The 18429-nt window shown below is 63.9% G+C and carries 13 protein-coding genes and 2 pseudogenes; 4 read left to right on the forward strand and 11 right to left on the reverse strand.

Going from position 1 to position 18429, the window contains the following annotated elements:
- Positions 1-136: 136 nt before the first annotated feature.
- From FJ425_RS01235 to FJ425_RS01265, 7 genes are all read right to left on the reverse strand, one after another.
- Positions 137-1066 carry a zincin-like metallopeptidase domain-containing protein gene (locus tag FJ425_RS01235; protein WP_140541134.1) on the reverse strand — a complete coding sequence of 310 codons (930 nt, stop codon included), beginning with the start codon at positions 1064-1066 and terminating at the stop codon, positions 137-139.
- 270 nt (positions 1067-1336) lie between these two features.
- Positions 1337-1522 (reverse strand): hypothetical protein, encoded by a 186-nt coding sequence (locus FJ425_RS01240; RefSeq protein WP_095769172.1) that lies wholly within the window; start codon positions 1520-1522, stop codon positions 1337-1339.
- 582 nt (positions 1523-2104) lie between these two features.
- Positions 2105-2692, reverse strand: coding sequence for a hypothetical protein (locus FJ425_RS01245; RefSeq protein WP_140721137.1), 588 nt, complete (start codon positions 2690-2692; stop codon positions 2105-2107).
- 509 nt (positions 2693-3201) lie between these two features.
- A complete protein-coding gene (locus tag FJ425_RS01250) occupies positions 3202-4872 on the reverse strand; it encodes a ParB N-terminal domain-containing protein (protein WP_140721140.1) in 1671 nt (556 codons plus the stop codon).
- Between the two features lie 315 nt (positions 4873-5187).
- Positions 5188-10287, reverse strand: coding sequence for an N-6 DNA methylase (locus tag FJ425_RS01255; protein WP_140721143.1), 5100 nt, complete (start codon positions 10285-10287; stop codon positions 5188-5190).
- An 83-nt stretch (positions 10288-10370) separates the two neighbouring features.
- Positions 10371-10547, reverse strand: coding sequence for a DUF3085 domain-containing protein (locus tag FJ425_RS01260; RefSeq protein WP_140721614.1), 177 nt, complete (start codon positions 10545-10547; stop codon positions 10371-10373).
- A gap of 4 nt (positions 10548-10551) precedes the next feature.
- Positions 10552-11646 (reverse strand): DUF3991 and toprim domain-containing protein, encoded by a 1095-nt coding sequence (locus tag FJ425_RS01265; RefSeq protein WP_140721146.1) that lies wholly within the window; start codon positions 11644-11646, stop codon positions 10552-10554.
- A 1110-nt stretch (positions 11647-12756) separates the two neighbouring features.
- Between FJ425_RS01265 and FJ425_RS01270 the strand changes: the two genes are divergently transcribed.
- The gene (locus FJ425_RS01270; protein ID WP_140721148.1) at positions 12757-12948 is read left to right on the forward strand and encodes a DUF6494 family protein; all 192 of its coding nucleotides are present in this window, start codon (positions 12757-12759) and stop codon (positions 12946-12948) included.
- Between the two features lie 183 nt (positions 12949-13131).
- On the opposite strand, the gene FJ425_RS31870 is transcribed toward FJ425_RS01270, so the two are convergent.
- From FJ425_RS31870 to FJ425_RS31455, 3 genes and pseudogenes are all read right to left on the reverse strand, one after another.
- Positions 13132-13599 carry a DUF982 domain-containing protein gene (locus tag FJ425_RS31870; protein WP_246677845.1) on the reverse strand — a complete coding sequence of 156 codons (468 nt, stop codon included), beginning with the start codon at positions 13597-13599 and terminating at the stop codon, positions 13132-13134.
- A gap of 27 nt (positions 13600-13626) precedes the next feature.
- Positions 13627-13926 (reverse strand): annotated as a pseudogene (locus FJ425_RS31450) (amylo-alpha-1,6-glucosidase); the annotation flags it as partial.
- Positions 13927-13989: 63 nt separating this feature from the next.
- Positions 13990-14262 (reverse strand): annotated as a pseudogene (locus FJ425_RS31455) (glycosyltransferase); the annotation flags it as partial.
- Positions 14263-14715: 453 nt separating this feature from the next.
- Between FJ425_RS31455 and FJ425_RS31875 the strand changes: the two are divergent.
- Positions 14716-14946: a DUF6074 family protein gene (locus tag FJ425_RS31875; RefSeq protein ID WP_140721617.1), complete on the forward strand. Its 231-nt coding sequence runs from the start codon at positions 14716-14718 to the stop codon at positions 14944-14946.
- A gap of 280 nt (positions 14947-15226) precedes the next feature.
- On the opposite strand, the gene FJ425_RS01290 is transcribed toward FJ425_RS31875, so the two are convergent.
- Entirely contained in the window at positions 15227-16159 is a 933-nt protein-coding gene (locus tag FJ425_RS01290; protein WP_140541143.1) for a GNAT family N-acetyltransferase, read from the reverse strand.
- A gap of 194 nt (positions 16160-16353) precedes the next feature.
- Between FJ425_RS01290 and argE the strand changes: the two genes are divergently transcribed.
- Together argE and FJ425_RS01300 are read left to right on the forward strand one after the other, a co-directional pair.
- Positions 16354-17478, forward strand: a complete 1125-nt coding sequence (gene argE / locus FJ425_RS01295) for an acetylornithine deacetylase (protein ID WP_140541144.1) — start codon at positions 16354-16356, stop codon at positions 17476-17478.
- A gap of 13 nt (positions 17479-17491) precedes the next feature.
- Positions 17492-18415 (forward strand): glyoxylate/hydroxypyruvate reductase A, encoded by a 924-nt coding sequence (locus tag FJ425_RS01300; RefSeq protein WP_140541145.1) that lies wholly within the window; start codon positions 17492-17494, stop codon positions 18413-18415.
- Positions 18416-18429: the final 14 nt, after the last annotated feature.

Raw genomic sequence — 18429 nt, forward strand, 5'->3', positions numbered from 1 at the left:
CTCTTCGGATCAGCCCGCGTGGGGATATTTCGCCACTACCTGGGAGGCTTCTCCGGCATAGTCGTCGGCCGGCACGGCCGAGCAAAACAGAGGGGGGAGCACTTGGCCTCCCCTCCGAAGCCTGATGCGCGAAATATCAGGCGGCCTCGCATTCTTCTGCGGCCTGCGGCTGAAGCCCATGCACGAAACCGACGGCGCGCTGCGCATGAGCTGTGGCCGAGAAGATCGCGCGCTCGTCGTCGGCGAGGATTTTCAACCACGAGCCGAGGTAGCTCGCATGGTCCGGCCGGGGCTCGAGTTCGGGCGCGATACCAAGATCGGCGCAGAGGAAGCAGCTTCCGAGCTCGGCAATCAGTTCCTCGCGCGCTCGCTCGCTGCGATCCTTGGCGTAGCGGCTAAGGTCGCGGTTCACGCGATGCGGCGCCGAAGTCCAATGGATGACCTCGTGACTGAGTGTGGCAACGTATGACGGGGCGTCCCGGAACGTCTGGAAAGGCGGCATCTGGATGTGGTCCGTCACCGGGGCGAAGTAGGCGCGATCCCCGCCGTGCTGGATTAGCGCCCCAGTATTGGCGAAGAACTGGTCGGCATGCCCGATCCGGGCGATCGGATCGCGCACCGGCTCCGCTTGCCGTCGATAAAACTGGTTCGGCAGGCCATCGATTTGCGCAATGTTGAAGACGGAATACGCCCTGAGGAACGGGATCTCGCGGTCGATTTCCTCGTCCCTGGTGTCCGTCTCCGTCCTGGTGAAGCGGCTGGCGAAGACCACTGCAGGGCCGGTCTCGCCCTTGCGAACCCCGCCGCCAAGGTCGAGCGCCTGCTTGAATGTCATCCACATCGGGCTGGAAAAGCCGCGTGCGACAGCCTCCGACCAAAGCAGCAGCACATTAATGCCGTTATAGGGCAGACCATTGTGTCTGAGCGGCCGGGTGACGCGGCCGGAGGCATTGCTCGGTTGCCACGGCTGCATCCAAGGACGGATACCCTTCTCCAGCTCGGCTACGATGCGGTCGGTGATCCGCGCATAGACGTCCATGCGCTCTGCATTTTGTTTCCTGGTCATTTTCATGAACCTCCAGTTGCGGGCCACGCCGATCGCGGCCCCGTCACGGGGTCCGCTTGGGCGGAGCAGGAAGGCGGGCCGCGCACCCGACCGGGTCCCATCGTGCTTGCACGATGGGGTGGGCCGCAGCGACAGCGGAGGACGGCGAAGCCGTTGCGCTGACTGCCTGGCTCCGCCAGGACCTCGGGAACGACGGGGTGCGCGAGCGGCCGTCAGAAAGTAGGAAGGCGGCGCTGGGCGCCGCCTGAATGCAGTCGAGAGAAGGCCGGTTCAATGAACCGACCGGCCCCCGCTATAGGGATCGTATTCGAAGAGGATTTCGACATCGGCGTTGTCGAGCTCAGAGGCGGGCATGACGCCAAATTCGTTGTCGACCTGGAAGAGGATAACGGGGACCATGAGAGTGCGGGCGAGGGACCAGGCGGCCTTTTGGGCGAGTATGAGATCGTGGGACATCTGAGGCTCCATCTTGGAGCGGGCCAATTCCCGCTCGATGGCTCCGTCAGTGTGCGGAGGCGGGCGCGATCACCCGAAGGCGTCAGCCGAGCGGCCGCAGCGTGCTAGCGGACCCCTTGCGGGTTGATCGGGGAAGATCCGCAGCCGCACCAGGAAAGCCATCACGAGAGAGCGGGGATTGGGCCGTGAAAGAGCCCAGCGTGCCGATCGGGCCGAGGCTGGCGAAAGGAGCAGGCATCGGCGGCCCTCCCCTCAGCGTCGCGCGCCGGAAGCGACATGCGAACCCGGGGCAAAGTCGCGCACATGAAACCGCTGGAGCGAGAGATTGTCGTTGTCGAGTTGGTCGCCAGGGGGCGGAAAATTGGGAGACGATGCAGCCGTAATGCCCGAGCGCACCGGATGGCAGCAGGTCGTCTCTCCTCGTGCACCAGGAGCGGCACTCGCGACGTTCACTTGGCGATTATCGAAAGCGGCCTGTTCGGCCCATGAAAATCGGCTAGGCCCTTCGCAGTTGATGCGACGGCCGGATGAGCCGGACGTGCTCATGGAAGGAGGGCGGGACCGGAGCCCCGCCCTCGACGTTCATCCGAGAGCCGCCATCTGCAATTCGGCCGCCTTGCGGTCGACGGATTGGCCGGGGTTTTCGACTGGACGCTCGAAGGGCTTCCAGACCTCGCCTACAACCTGCTCGTAGGCCGCAATAGCCCCCTCGGCGGCCATGCGCAGCGCATGGGCCTGTAGTGCCATATCGGCGGCGAACTCACGCTTGCGCTGGGCAGCGCTGTCGAAGCCGACCGGACCTGCGACGTCTTCGTTCCGATCGTCGCAGGCCGACTTGGCCGTCGCGTCCCGAGCTTCGGATACCGACCGGCTGTAGAACTGGCCGGCCCCGTAGGCGGACCCGACAAAGGCACCGACGACGCGTTGTAGGTGTATCTGCATGGCGCGTTCCCCAAGTCCCTCGTCGAGCGCCGCGGCCGTGACCACGAGGAGCTTTTCGTGCAAGTCGCGAATGCCGTCGCTGTCGAGCACCGGGAGGCCAAAACTCTCCGAGACGAGCGAGCACTGTGCGGCGTCGGGGCACACGAGTCGGACCATTTGGAAGGTAGTGCCCTTGCGCAACGGAGCGACGCGGGCGGTTGCGCGGGGATTGGCGGCTTTCCTGGTCATTGGCATGTCCTTTCTTCTGGTTCTCGAGGCCAGGACCGGCTCCGTGCCGGCCCTCCCTCGGGCGCGGACCAAAAAGAACCGGCGGAATGACGGGCGCTTCAGGGTCCGGGCGGACCGAGACGAGCATGGAAGGGTTGCGGCCAAGCAGGGCTTTTCTTCAGCCCTCGCGCGGGGCGCGGGCCTGCCATGCCGAGACCGGACCGATCCGGCCGCCTCGCGGCGCGGAACGCGGCCTTGAAGCGGACGGCCGCAGGTTCAGGACCGCACAAAGCCCGAGTGAGGACCGGCACGGGCCTCGACTTCGACATTGAAACCGAAGGACGGGTGATCATGGCCACCTGCCTATTCATCGACCGAAGGTGTCTCGGCACGCACCACACGGGTCACACCATCATGGCCCTGGGCCTACGCCGGAGTTCTATTGTATCGCCAGCGCTCGCTGCCGCGGCCGTACACCTGCAGCCGCCAAGCGAACCTGGCGGCGGCAGAGCGATCAAAGGAGGCGAGGTCTATTCGGCGGCCTCGCGGTAGCCTTCCTCGAGCTCGCCCTTCTCGGAACGTTGGTCCTCTCCACTCAGACCGTCGACCTCAGGCCCAACGTCGTCCTCGGCCTCGGGGACGGTGCTCTTGGACAGCCACTCGGTCAGGCTTGCCGCATCGGCAGCGAACAGCGCAGCCGGGTGGACGAAGTGCCCCTCCTTGAAGTACTCGACGAGCGCGGCCCGCGTGTCCTTTACGCGCGCCCGCGGCAGAACCGGCGTGTCGTCGCACAAGCCCTCGATCGCCGGACGCGACAGACAGGACAGGAAGTCCTCGGTGCCCATATTGGCGAGGAAGCTGTCTGCCCCGATCGCGCCCCCTGCGACGAGCGCCACCACGCCCGACTTGCTCATGCCCTCGCGGCAGGAGAGCGCATCGATGAGGACGCCCCGGGCCGCGATGCGCAAAGTCTCGGCGTCGAAAGCGAACTTGCCCTCGGCATCGAAGAGGGTGGCGGCGTGCCGAGGCATGCGGCGACCGAACCAATGATCGCCGCCGGCACCGGAATCAACGCGCACGTTCTGGCCAGCGAAGGCGAGAACGAGCAACGCCAACAGCGTGTCGTCCTCGATCGGCGCCCGTGACAGCGCCTCATGGAGAGCATCGGTGCGCAGGTCGCCGATCATCTCGATGCCCCTACGGGTCACATCGGGACGCGATTTCGGCATGACGACCGCCTCGGCGGCTTCCGTCGCGTTGGCCTTCTTCTTGGCCTCGGGCAGACGGAAGTGAACGGTCTTCACCTTTCCCTCGCGGTCGAGATACATCGCGGCGTGATCCGACTTCTTCGGCGTGCCATAAACGCGTTCCGCCTTTGGCGGCAGCTTCACCTCTCCATAGGTGTTCGGTTCGGTGATGACGCCTTTCTTGGGCAGATTCTGAGTCATCCATTCCTGCTGGGCGCCGAGGAAGGCCTCGACGTCGGTGGTGTACCGGCTGTCCTGGTCGGCCGGTGCGAACAGATCCTCCACCCAGGCGATGCCATAGGCCTCGCGCAGCTCGTCGCCAAAGCTTGCGTCGCGCGCGTACATCCGGCGCTTGGTGAGACCGTTGGCGATGCTCCACCACGATACCTGCGGATCGCCCTTGTTCGGCTTTTTGGCCTTCCAGACCTCCTTCTGCTCCTCAAGCGAAGCGGCCGCGATAGTGCGGAGCTGCTGCTCGTTCGGCATATCGCCCTTGGCCATGGCGTCGAGCATCGCCGGCAGCACATTGGCGAGCAGGCGCAGCTTCTTGATCTGGCGCACCGACTGCGCGAGGGCGATCGCAATTGCCTCTTCGGTCCAGTTCAGCGCAACGAGACGCTCGATCGCACGCCACAGATCGACCGGGTTAAGCTGCTCGTGCGTGATCGAGGTGGCCAGCGAGCGCATCGCGCCGCCGTCCTCGGCTCGAGGCACGACCAGAACGGCGATCTCTTCGAGACCTGCAGCGATCGCCTGCTTCGCCCGGCGATGACCCTGATCGATGACGAAGCCATTGCCGCCATCGGCCTCAGCGAAGACGATCAGCGGCTCGACAACACCGATGGCCTTGATCGTTGCCAGCAGCAAGGCGTCGGCCTGAGGGCTGGACTTGGAGCGCCGCGCCTTGTCAGGATTGTCCTTGAGCGAGCGCGGATCGACAAACTTCAGTTCCATTGGAATGCTCCTTGGTGGGTTATGGACAGGCCCCGTCGCCGGTCCTTTCTCGTCTTCTTTCCGAAGACATCCCCCGGCCCGCGGAGCGGGCGGGACGGGGCAATTGCGCTGGAGCATCCCTGCCCGGCTGGCCAAGCGGGGCTTCTTCAGCCCTGCGCAGGATGACGGGCCGGGATGGCGACGGGCGCGATTGAGCGTCAGCGTCGGCGGACCACCCGATCTGCGAGCAGTCCTCCTTGCTTTTTCGCTTCCCTACTTCGTTCGGGAAGGCCCCTCCACCGAGCCGGCGAGGGCCGCTCAGAACGTGGGAGCGGGTTACGCCGCCTGCACCTCAGCGGGGCGTACACCATCGATCTCCTGCGACAGCGATCTTTCGATTTCGGAGAGCTGGCGGCGCTTGTCGGCCAGTTCGTCCGAGAAGGCGAAGGTACTGCCCGCGCGTGAGCGATAGCACGCGAGCCGCCGCTCGGCCTCCGCGAGCCGGTGGCGTGCGCGCTCCTGCTCTTCCTCGAGATTGCCAAGCACATGTTCGAGCTTTGCAATCGCGCGAAACGGCGTGGTGGTCACAGGTAACTCGACTTCCGTCGTCGCGCCGGCGCGCAGCAACGTGGTGATGTAGCCATAGCTGTCCTGGCCAAAGCGCTCGCCGCAATATTGGAGTTCGAACCCACCGATCGCGGCGATGGTGCGGGTACCGGCATGCTGGAGCTGGATCAAGGTCAGGATCTCGGTCATCAGCGCGCGGCCGGCGAGCTTGCGCTCCACATATGTCGCGTTGCCCACGCTCATGCGGAACGCCTCGCCCGTCGTCGGAACCAGCCGCGCGAGGTCCTGGCCGATCTCGCCAATGCGACGTGTCGAGTGTTCGATGTCGCGCTCGGCATCGCGGATCTGCCGGCGGATGGCGAACTGATCATCCTGATGCGCCGCCCTCAGGCGTTCGAGCCGGGCGATGTCGGCCTCGAGCCCGGCCTTCTGCATCAGGCGCGGGTCGCCCGAGGCAATCGCCTTGGCCATGGCGAACTGGTTGACCTGCCCTTCGCCGAGGTCGTCGAGGCGGCGCACCGAGGTGTCGCCCGAGAGTGCAGCGGCGATGAAGCGAGCCTTGCGCTCGTTGTTCTGCCACATCTGGGCGTCCATCGAGCCTTCGGTGGCATAGGCGAAGATGTCGACGATGTGGTGCTGGTTGCCCTGCCGCAAGATGCGTCCCTCGCGCTGCTCGATTTGCGAGGGGAGCCATGGCACGTCGAGATGATGCAGCGCCTTGAGCCGGAGCTGGGCATTGACGCCGGTGCCCATGGTGTCGGACGAGCCGATGAGAAAGCGGACCTTGCCCGCGCGGACGTCGCCGAACAGCCGCTGCTTGGCCTCCGACTTCTTGAAGTCCTGCATGAAGGCGATTTCGGCCGCCGGCACGCCCATGCGCACCAGCTCGTCGCGGATCCAACGATAGGCCGAGAAGCCCCGCGTCCGCTCAACATTGAGCGTGCCGAGATCGGAAAAGATCATCTGCGCGGCCCCAGTCAGTTCGAACGGCGTGCCGTCCGGCCGGACGTAGGCTGCGTCTGCGGTGTCGCGCCAGATACGGTAAGCGTTGGCGATGAGGTCGTTGAGCTTATTGCCCGGCTCATTGTCATTGTCCGGATCGACGAGGCGGAGGTCGATCGCGGCATGGCGGCCATCCGTGATGACCGAGAGCAGGATATCGTCGCCGGGCTCGGGTGGCGCTTCGCGCCCTTCGATCGCCTTGATCCGGGCGTCGAGGAGAGCCTGGTAGCGCTTGAACGCGTCAGATGGTTTGCAGGTCCTGATCTGACGCGTGCCGGTCGAGAGCGCCGGCACCTTGACGTAGTCGCGCAGATCCTCGGGCGTGACCACATCCGCAAAGGTGCGGAACATGGCGATCAGCTCAGGGACATTGACGAAGGTGGCGAAGCGGGTGACCGGTTTGTATTTGCCGTTGGGCTGCAGCTCGAGTTCGGTCGTGACGTCGCCGAAGGTCGAAGCCCAGGCATCGAACTCGTGCAGGCCACGCTCGGACAAAGCCGCGTAGCCGAGGTAGCGCTGCACCGAGAACATCTCGCCCAACGTATTGGTGATCGGTGTACCGGAGGCGAGGACGAGCGCCCTGCCCGGGTTCCTGGTCTCGATGAAGCGGGATTTCACATAGAGGTCCCAGGCGCGCTGCGAGCCGTTCGGATCGATCCCCTTCAAGCTCGACATGTTGGTCGCGAAGCTGAGCTTCCTGAACTCCTGCGCCTCGTCCACGATGATCTGGTCGATGCCGATCTCGGAGATGGTGAGCAGGTCGTCCTTGCGGGTTACGAGGGCCTCCAGACGTTCCTTGAGGCCTTCCTTCAGCCGCTCGAGGCGCTTGCGCGACACGCGATCGCCGCTTTCGACCTTGGTGAGCAGGAACTCATAGAGCGCGAGCTCGTCCTGAATCATCTGCTGTTCGAACGAGGACGCAACGCCGATGAAGCGGAAGGCCGAATGAGTGATGATGATGGCGTCCCAATTCGCCATGGCCGCGCGGCTGAGGAAGCGGCGCCGCTTGTCCTTGGTGAAATTGGTCTCGTCGGCGACGAGGATGCGGGCCATCGGATAGAGCGCCAGGAACTCGCGCGCGGCCTGCGCCAGGCAATGTCCTGGGACGACCATCATGGCCTTGGCGATGAGACCGAGCCGTTTCTGCTCCATGACGGCGGCCGCCATGGTCATGGTCTTGCCGGCGCCTACGGCGTGCGCGAGATATGTCGAACCGGCCGAGATGATGCGCCAGATGCCGCGCTTCTGGTGTCCATAAAGAGAAACCGCGCCTGAGGCGCCTGCAAGTTGCAGATGGTCCCCGTTGAACCTTCGCGGGGCGATGTTGTTGAACCGGTCATTATAGACCCGCGCCAGCCGGTCGGTGCGGTCGGGATCGGACCAGATCCAGTTTTGGAAGGCCGTTTTGATCTTGGTGAGTTTCTCCTTGGCCGCCTCGGTGTCGACGACATTGAGCACGCGCCGCTCGCTGTCGCCATCCTTGATGGTGTCAAAGATCTGCGGCATGCGGCTGTTGAGCGCGTCGGTGACGAGCTCGCCGGCATGCCGGCGCTCGGTGCCCCACTCGGACGTGCCGGACGCCATGTAACCGAGCTGGCGGGCATCGACCGTCCAAGAACCGAGCTCGGGCATGTGGTGAATGCGGATCTCGGCGCCCATCGTCTCCTTGACGAAGGCGACCACATCGGCGGCCGGAATCCAGGGTGCGCCGAGACGCGCGGTGATGTCGGATGGGCCGAGATCGGCGGGCTGGACAGCTAGGAGGGCGCGGACGTTGCGCTCGAAGGCGGGATCGAGAGCCGCGGCGGCTTCAGCGGCCTTGAGCTTGCCGCGGACCTGGCCGGAGAGATAGTCGTCGGCGGTCCGCCAGGCGCCGCTCTCCGGATCGCGGTAGATGGCGTCGCCCAGATCGGCGATGACCAGGTCGGGATCGACATGCGACAGCTCGGCGATCTGATCGATATCGACTAGGCCGCGCTCGTTCAGCACGACCGCGAGAGCGTCTGCTGGCGAATTGATGATCGGGGCCGCGGGCGGTGCGATCACCCGCTCGGTGAAGATCGGACCAGGCCGCGCCATGTCCGTCTCGAGGTCGTAGTCCTCGATCGAGGCCATGAGCCAGCAATCAGGATCATCGAGGAACGGCGCGAGGTTCGGGCGGCGATACGTCTCGCGCACCTCGCCGGTCTCCGGGTCCTCGCTGGTCGACACGACGGTGGTGTTGATCGGACCGAAGGCACGGACGAAGTTTGACCAGGCGATGCGCAGCTTGACCTGCGCCGCCTTCCACGGCCGATCCAGCTCCTGCGCTTTGAGGACCTCGCGCACCGCGTCGCGGATCGGGATCAGCTTGCGGATGATGCGGGCGTGCTTGTCGAGCATCCCATCGCTCGACCGGCCCTTGCGAACGGTGAGGGTCACTGGCGCGCCGTCGACCATCTGCATCAGCGCGGTGTTCGAGGCGACGAAGAAGCTACCCTCGCGGATCGAGGGACCTGCGGGGAGGTCTTCACCGAGGTGCTCGGTGTGCCCGCCTTCGAGATCGATCCTCTCGGGCTCGCCGTCATAGATGGCTTCCGGAAGAAGCGAGATGGCATCCGACAGCGCCTCTGCAAGGTCGACGCCCTGACACGGGAGGCAGGTATACGTCTCGCCAAACCGTCCCGACGTGGTCGCGTGCGTGCCGAGCACGGAATCCGGTTGCCGGGCAAGCCAGCGGTTGATGCGGATCGCGCCATCGCCGCCGTCGGCAGGACGGACCTCGTCCGTATCGAGCCACGACAGATCGCCTTCGGCCTCGCCGTGCCCACGCTTGCGGAAGAAGAGAAGGTCCACCGCCACATCGGTGCCGGCGTCGGCCCGGAAACTGCCCTCGGGAAGGCGGATGGCGGCGACCAGATCGGCGGTCTTGCCGATGTGCTCGCGCACCGAACGATCCGTCTTGTCCATGGTGCCCGAGCTGGTGACGAACGCCGCGAGACCACCGGGCTTCAACAGATCGATCGAGCGGGCGATGAAGTAATCGTGCAGGCGCAGCCCCATCGACCGATAGACGCGATCCGAGTGGACGATACGATCCGAGAAGGGTGGGTTGCCGATGGCGAGATCGAAGTCAGCCCGCAAGTGGGTGCGGGCGAAGTCGGTATTGAGTATGCGTGCCCGGGGCTGAAGCAGCCTGGCAATTCGCGCGGTCACCGGATCGAGCTCGACGCCAGTGACGTGCACTTCGTCGCGCAGCTCTGCCGGCGTCAGGGCCACAAACAATCCCGTGCCGATACCGGGCTCGAGCACCCTGCCCCCACGCCAGCCCAGACGCACCAGGCCTGCCCACATTGCGCGGACGATGAACTCTGGCGTGAAGTGCGCATACTGCGTGCTGCGCGCGAGCGAAGCGTAGTCGGTGCTCGACACCATCTCCTCGAGCTCGGCGCCCATTGCGTGCCAGCCGGCGCGGAAATCATCGTCTCCGGGACGGCGAAACAGCGCATTGGCGAGCTCGGACGCACCAAAGCCAGTGAAGCGGATCAGCCGCGCCTGTTCCTCGCGCGTCGCCGGCCGATCGGCGCTCTCGATTTCGGCGGCGAGCCGTATCGCATCGAGATTATCGCGGGCTCGCTGCTTCCAGCTCCGGGCAAGACCGCGATCGGTCTCGAGGAAGAAGTTGTTGCCATCCAGGCCGGCCTCGGCCGCGCGGCACAGCGAGTGGACGGTTTGGAAGGCCGGCTGCGACTCCGGCACGGCGGGCGTCGTAGTCTCTTCGTTGTCGGCGCCGAAGTCGTTGCCGAAGGCGGTGATGCCGAAGCCGAGACTGGACGAGAGCGTGGTGGTGTTGAACAGATCGAGCGTGAATGGATCGTCGTTGGACATCTGGAGAAATCCTCGTCTTGAAGGCGCGCGCAAACCCCCGGCCGGGCGGGTCGGCCAGGCGATCGATGTCGCGGCTTGGGAAGTCAGCGGGTGATCAGCGAGAGCGCGATTTCGGTCTCGGTGAGTTCGACGTTGAGGTGAGTAGTCCGCAGGTTGCGGTCGAACAGCGGAAGCAGACGCTCGGCCTCGATGAACTCGATGCCGTCATCGGCATCTGCCGGCGATCGGCGACGCCGAAGTAGATCTTGCGGATGAAGGATTGGGTCATGGGAGGCTCCTGGCCTTGTGCGGAGCCGGAGTGCGGTTCATCCCCTGTGGATCACCATCTTCTTCGGCTCTTCCGGACCCTCCCCCCGCGGCCGCCTCTCCGCCCGGGCGGGTCAAGGGCCGGCGCGAGCCGGGCGAAGCTTCACCCTTGAGGCGACCGGCGGGCATGCGGCAGCTTCCTCCTTCCTCCTCTCCTGCTTCCGCTTTCATTCTCAGATCGGCGTTCCAATCATCCGCTATAGGTCGAAGGCGATCACTGCCGCACTCAGCTTCCTCCCCCAGTCCGAGCAGGCGGTCGGCATAGACCTCGCCCTGCTTGTTGTTGTCGGTAGCCGCGACGAGCTCAATACCCGGCTTGGCGGCAAGCGCGCGGAGCGCCGCATCGGTTGCCGGCGACCAGCCGCCACCGGTGCTGAGATAGAGCGTGTCGGCGCTGAAACCCTCAAGCGCGGCAAGGCTCATGGCGTCGATCGCGGCTTCGGTCACGCAAAGGCGCAACGCATCGGGACTTCCGAGGTGGAACAGCACCTTGGCGCCGCCGGTGGCAAAGCCGCGCCAGTCCGGTCCGCGTTCTTCCCAACCGGCAACGGTGCCGTTGGTGTGGACATGGGCAGCCCACATCGAGCCGTGCGGGCCTTCGCGCAGAACGCCGGCGCTGATTGCGGCACGGACGATGCGATCGGGAAGATGCCGGCCCTCGGTGAGATAGCGCCAAGTCGCCGATCCGCGCCATGGCCTGCGCCGTGCGTGCCAGCGCTCCGGTATCGACAGGACAGGCTCCCGCTGGCGGGACACCCGCTGCCAGACAGGCTCGGACGGCACGAACCCGACGAGGCTGGCGACGTCGTTCATGGCTTCGACGAACGGCACCTTCTCAAGATGTTCGACCAGGCGAAAGACATCGCCTTTGTCGTCGCCAAGCGGGTCGAACCAGCCCTTGCCGTCATGGATGACGATGATGATCGACGCCTCACGGCGATATTTCATCGCCTTGCGCGTGCTCTGCTTGATGTCGAGGGCGAATCCCGCGCGCTCCAGCACCGCAGCGCAGGGTACCTTGTCCTTCAGCCCTTCAATTTCTGCTTTTTCCATTTCGCCCGCGCACCTGTGCAGCGCCTCCCTTCTATTCGGTTCTCGCCCAAGCAATTGGGCAGGAACAGGAGGCCGCGAAGAGCAAGGCGGGCAAGGGCGCGGCATGCAAGGCAGTGATTGTGGCGTGTTGCGCCGCGGCGCAGCTTCCCTTGCCGGCCTTGGCGCGCAAGCGGCACGGTGCGCCGCCGCCGCTCTCGGTGACACTCTGCTTCCGCGACGTCTGCACGCACCGGGCCTTTGCTCCTCTCTTTCCCTCATCAATCCGTCGCTCAAAACTCCGCCCTTCTCGGCCTCTCCATCGGGAGAGCCCACTGCTCGCCCGACCAATGTGAAAAGGGCGTACAAAGTGGAGGCACCGAAATGTCCGTAAGCGCAAACAGGTCAGTTCGGTGCCGGAGCAGGTTCGTGGCCCTGAGACCGGTTCAACAGGGCGGCCGAAGGAGCATCAGCATAGCGCCGCCGTAAGGCGGGATGCGGGACCGACAGCCCCCGGCGAAGGGCGCCATATGAGACGACCAGTCCGGTTCTGCAACACTGGGCTCGATGTGATTGATACCAAATGAAATCACGCGAGAAATGCCGCGGAATCGTGCGTCAATAAGCCAATTTCTGGATGCTGAGGGCGCCGGCAGGCCGCCAGGTGTCCATAGCATGCTAGCGGGGACTGACACTTCCGACTTCGCTGCAAGGGGTGAGTGGTTGAGGCTGGCGTATTTGGCTTAGATCCTGCCAGAACGACTGCTTTTTGTCGTTTATCGTCTCGCCAGCAGGACGCACCGCTTGCAGTGGCCGCACCCAAATCCGGGAGATCCACCCGATCGGGATCAGGAGTGAAGGCATGGTTATCGATGTGGAAAACAGAACCTGGTCATCGGCTCTCGCCCATTGGACAGACCCCAACGTTGCCGAGCCCCATTGTTGGTTCTAGAAACCGTTCTGCCTTCGCAACTAGCGACAGCAGAGGCCAATCACGGTTCCATACCTTCCAATCGCCGAGCCCGACGCTCCTTCGGGCTCGGAATCCAGTCCTATGGGGACACGGCACGGTCCTGCTTCCTTGATGCTTTGCCTTCCCTTAAAATCCCTATCGGACAAGAGAGGAGTTCCGCCGTGAGCGAAGATGCCTTCAACATGTCGATCCGCAAGTTCCTGAAGGAAGTCGGCGTCACCTCCCAGCGCAAGATCGAGGAGACGGTGCGCGAAGGGCAAATCGGCGGCAAGAAGTTGAAGGTCCGCATGACTCTGACGGCGGAAGGCACTGGCCTCACCCACGAGGTGGACGGCGAGATCGAACTTCCATGAGAGCGGCGAAGTCGTCCGGCCGAACAGACAGCGTTTGCAGCGGCGCGGCCTCCATCAGTCAACCCCGGTTCTATGGGATAGGAAGAGGGGCGGCCGAGGTCCCATATACGCGTCTGACGCGGCGTTTCGCTCCGGCACGTATTCATCGCAAGCCGCGCCTGACGAGGAGCCCTTTCGCACGCCTCACAAGAGGTTGGCGTTGCTGATCTTTGGCCCAGTCATCCACGACGGCGCTGTGGGCACGTCCTCGATCACGCCAACCTTGCGGGCCCAAGTCGTAAAGGCCTTGCGCGCGGCCTCGACTGGTTTGCGACCGTCATAAGCCGAGTAGCACGCTTCGCAGGCCGCCGCGTGAAGCAGGCCACGTCTCTCCACAGGCCATTCTTCCAAAAACTCAATGGCATCCATCACGCAGTCGATCTTTTGGATGTAGCCATTCTCCCCTACGAAAACCGGCTGCTTGAAAGCATCACCGTCCATAGTGACCTCCTTCAACAACTGACCCCTTTGGTCGTTTCCGCAGATGCACCGGTGATATTCGAACACCTGCACGCCCCGCTGGAGACCAAGAGAAAAGATTGGAAGGAGCTCTTTTCGGTTCAAGAGGAGTCCGAGAGACCTCACCAGCAGCACCTGAATGCCGGTGAGCATCTATAGCAGGCCCTGCTATCCCGGTTGCTACGAGCGAACGACCAGCGGCACCAGGCCCTCGTGCCGTTCGCCGAGATAGCAGACGATCCGGTCGCCGACGCGCTGGAAATTGAGGTCGACCTTCGCCTCGCCCACGGTTAAGTGCCGGATGACGATGTTGTCGATGCCTATCGGCAACCGTGGGCGTTCGACATTGATCTCGCGCTTCCAACCATCGATGCGGATCCCCAGGCAGGCCTGCAGCATCATAAACGCGGAACCGGCCGACCATGCCTGCGGCAGACAGGCGACGGGATAGGCGATCGGCGCATCCCCGATCGCCCGCGTATCGATTTCCATCGCGGCTTCCGGCCCCTTTTCGGGTGAGATGCGGCCGAGGAACGCGAGGAGCAGCACGTCGAATTCGTCCGCCCGTCTGCGGACCTGTTCAAGCATCATCACGTGGTAAGGAATCGGATTCCTTGCTTTGGGATTGAAGCGAAGCGCAACGTCGCAACATGCCACCAGTTCGGCCGAAGTACGTGAATCGCCGCTGGCGAACAGCGTCACGTCATGGCCCCTTCGAACCAGCTCTTCCGTTAAATATGAAACGATGCGCTCGGTCCCGCCATAGAGCTTGGGTGGCACGGACTCAGTCAGGGGGGCGATCTGGTCAATCTTCATATGCGGGAATCCTGGAACGAAAGCAGGCCTTCGACCAACCGGCTCGGGAGCGGTTAGTCCTTCTCCCGCGTTGTCGCGAACTTTCGAACTGCTAATTTGTTCCCAGTATCAATTACTTCGCCGTGGCATTACACAAATTGGGAAAGGGCGCGCCACATGGCCATAAACTGCCGGACGGGCAAGCCCGATAGCTAGCATGGCGGCAATCGAGGCGATGGTGATGCAGTGCGGCTTCAGTTCGAAGCTCTAAGCGCCCTGCTTTCAGGCGCGTGATTGTTCCGGGCCAAATCCCAGGAGCCGCGCAACTTCCCGCGAACTCGAGAATGGCCCTACGGGAGATCTTTCATCATCTGGCGACAAGGTCTTGGCGAAGGGCTTAAGCCCCGCTTCTTAAGCTTCTGTTTCCTTTCGATCGATAGGTTCGGCATGGAACGTTTGCGGGTCATCCGGTCCATGTCGGTGCATGCCTTCCCAATTAGTCGAGAACTTCCCGCCATTCGAATCGTGGCGAACGCAATTGCTCGCCTTCCGAGTGACGAGGCGGCTACGCTCTGGCGGGAAACTGCTACGCATCTGCTTTCGGTCGCGACCGAACGCGGCCAGGACGCCAACGATGCGCGCGCTGAGGTCCGTCGCTTCTTCGAGGCTGTTCGGGAGGCCTTGCTCTGCAGCGCGCCCGCCTAGTCTAGTTGCAGCTTCGCCGGGCCGGCGACCCGACAACAGGCCTGACTTACGCGATCGCACCGCACAGCTCGTCGAGCATCAGATTGCCGTTATTGGCCGTCCACTGGCGCACGAAGTCGGCGTGAGCGGCCAGCTTGCCGCCGCCAGTGATTGCCGGAGCGGGTCAAGCGAACCCCTCTCGGCGCGCAGCTTCATCAGATCGTTCACGAACTTCGGCGAAACCCCGGAAATGACGCGACGCCTCTCGGTTTCAAAGATGGGATGTATCGACGAGCACCAACTACCCCAGGGTTTGGCTTGCCAGAGCATAGGTCTTCGGCCCAGCCGAGCGGCCTTCGTAAAAATCGGCGAGGCGTTTGCCCAGCGACATGGTCAGCACCGTGTCGAAAACCGGCATTCCGGCGTGCGACAGGAAGGCAGCGAACTCGCCATTGTGCATGTGAGTGTCAACCCTGAGGAAAGACCCAGAATGATCGGTTACATGCGGCCGGACAATCGCAACCGCATCAGCATCGCTTTCGGCCACGACCGGTCCTATGACATGGCCTCGCCCGAATGGCCGGCAGAGCGCGAATGCGCTCAGCTTGTCATTCTTGAAAAGACCATATCCGTTCGAGTGTGCGAAGAGCCTTTCGATAAGCGCTGTCCGCCTCACTCCAAACCCCGCCGCGTCGAGGGCGACCGCTGCCGGAATATCGCCTGCGTCCAAAGTCCGGACGTCGCTGCCCGCCTCCGTGGGGCTGCCTGCCGTTGGGACGCGGGCGATGCCCTGGCATTGATAGACGGTCTTCTCAGGCTGGAAGTCGAGCGAGAGATAGAGTCGCCGGGCGGCGCGGGTTGCATTGAGGCGAAGGTCGTGCCCGGGAAGGTTATCGAAAACCCGCTTCATCAGCCACTGCGCGGCCCCAAGCGTCTGAAGCCGTGGCGAGGTGATGACCATGCCGACGGTCGCGAAGCTATCGCCATGCCCGAACCACATCGCGGAGCCGAGAACCCGGCCGATCTCATCGAGAGCCACCAAGCCTTGCCCCACTTCGCGCAGGAAGTGCCAGTCTTCCGCACGATGCGGCCAGCCTACAGACAGCGAGAGCGCATGCAATCGGTCCAGTTCAACACCTTCGATCTCGGCGATCCGCACCGAGAAGGCATCGATTTTCAAGCTTTCGGACGGCTTCAATTCCTTGCCTCTGAAAGATTGCGTAACGGGTGACATACACCCCTGCCCTGTCCACGTTTAAACGACCAGACCAATACGATTTGCTCGAATGCCGCGCGCCAACGCAAGATTCGACTGAAACATTTCCGCTTTCGGCACGCAATCGCGAAGGAAAGCGCCCATCGTCTGCGGCAATTCTGCAGTTATGACCGGCGCCGAGTCCGGCGAACCGAACTGATTTGAGGGCAGGAATGGACGTCTGCGACATCCTCGACCGTCTCGTCGCCTTTCCCTCCGTCGCCGGCAAGCCAAACAATGACATCGCCAGTTGGATCGAGACCTATCTTAGAGAATACGGAGCAAAGGTCAGGCTGATTCCCGGGCCTGAGGGCGACCGCTCAAATCTATTCGCCACGATCGGTCCCGCCGATGTACCGGGCTATATTCTTTCCGGCCACATGGATGTCGTCCCCGCTTGCGAGCCGCAATGGAGTTCCAACCCTTTCGCCTTGCGCCGCGAGACCGAGCGGCTCTACGGACGCGGCACCACTGACATGAAAGGGTTTCTTGCGGCGGTGCTCGCGGCGGTCCCAGCGCTCGCGAAACTGCGCCTCGCCACGCCGATCCATATCGCTTTCTCCTATGATGAGGAGATCGGATGTCGCGGCGTGCCGCACCTGATCGCCTGCCTTTGCGAGTTTTGCGCCAAGCCGCTCGGCGTCATCGTCGGGGAGCCGAGCGGCATGCGCGCCGTGCGCGGCCACAAGGGCAAGGCGGCCGCCCGCGTGACCATAAGGGGGCGCTCAGGCCATTCCTCTCGCCCCGATCTAGGCCTCAATGCCATCCATGCGATGGCCGATGTCCTGAGCACAGCCGTGAGCGAAGCCGGAGGGCTGATGCACGGCCCGTTCGATGCGGCCTTTGAGCCGCCCTATTCTTCGTTGCAGGCCGGCGTGATCGCCGGCGGACAGTCGGTCAACATCATCCCCGACACCTGCACGCTGGACCTGGAGGCGCGCGCTATTCCCGGCGTCGACCCGACCAGCCTGCTCACGCCGGTCAGGGCCAGCGCTGAGACTCGGGCGATCGACGGTTTTCGCGTCGAGTGGACGCCGGTAAGCGCCTATCCGGCGCTGTCGCTTCCGCAGGACGCGCCGCTGGCGGCGCTGTTGCAAGAGCTGACCGGCCAGACGCCGCTCGCCGCCGTCAGCTACGGCACAGAGGCCGGGCTCTACCAGGCCGCGGGGCTAGACGCGATCATCTGCGGCCCGGGTGATATCGGCCGCGCCCACAAGCCGGATGAATATATCCTCGAGAGCGAGCTCGCTGCCTGCCAGCAGATGATCGAGGCGCTGGGTGCACGATGCGCGGCGTGAAGGAGCAGCCGGAATGACCTTCCTGTTCAACTCCGATGCGCGGCGCGGCGCGGTATTTGCCGAGGCATTCGCGAGCGAATTACCCGAACTGCCCTTCGCGATGGACCCGGCGTCGGTCGATCCCGACGCGGTTCGCTATCTGATCACCTGGACCGTTCCTCAGGACCTCGGCCGTTACCGCAACCTCGAAATCCTGTTTTCCCTCGGCGCCGGCGTTGATCAGTTCCGCTTCGATGCGGTCCCGGCGAAGGTCAAGATCGTTCGCATGATCGAAGAAGGCATCGTGCGCATGATGCAAGAGTATGCGGCACTCGCCGTGCTTGCGCTTCACCGCAACCTGCCAATCTATCTGGCGCAGCAGCGAGCCGGAGAATGGCGCGACGTCCCTCAGCTTCAAGCAGGCTCGCGTCGGATCGGTGTGCTCGGTCTCGGACAGCTCGGCCAAGCCGTCCTCGACCGGCTGAAGCCCTTTGGCTTTCCACTTGCCGGCTGGAGTCGCTCGCAGCGGCTGATCCAGGACGTGACCTGTTATCATGGCGACCTCGGGCTTAAGCAGATGCTGGCGGCCAGCGATATACTGGTCTGCCTCCTGCCGCTGACCGACGAGACGCGAGGTTTCCTCAATGCCGATCTCTTCGCGAAGTTGCCCGCGGGCGCGGCTCTCGTCCACACCGGGCGCGGACCGCAGCTCGACCATGAAGGGCTTGTCGCCACGCTGGACAGCGGTCATCTGTCGTCGGCGATGATCGACGTAACGGATCCCGAGCCGCTTCCCGCTGGCCATCCGTTCTGGTCGCATCCGAAGATCATCCTGACCCCGCATGTCGCCAGCGTCACCCAGCCCGCGACCGCCGCGCGCGCCGTGATCGACAACATAAGGCGCCATCGCGCCGGTCTCGATCCGATCGGGCTCGTCGACCGCTCGCGCGGCTATTGAAACGTCAACTGGAA

Origin of the sequence: Mesorhizobium sp. B2-7-2, assembly GCF_006440775.1 — a bacterium.
Lineage (GTDB): Bacteria > Pseudomonadota > Alphaproteobacteria > Rhizobiales > Rhizobiaceae > Mesorhizobium.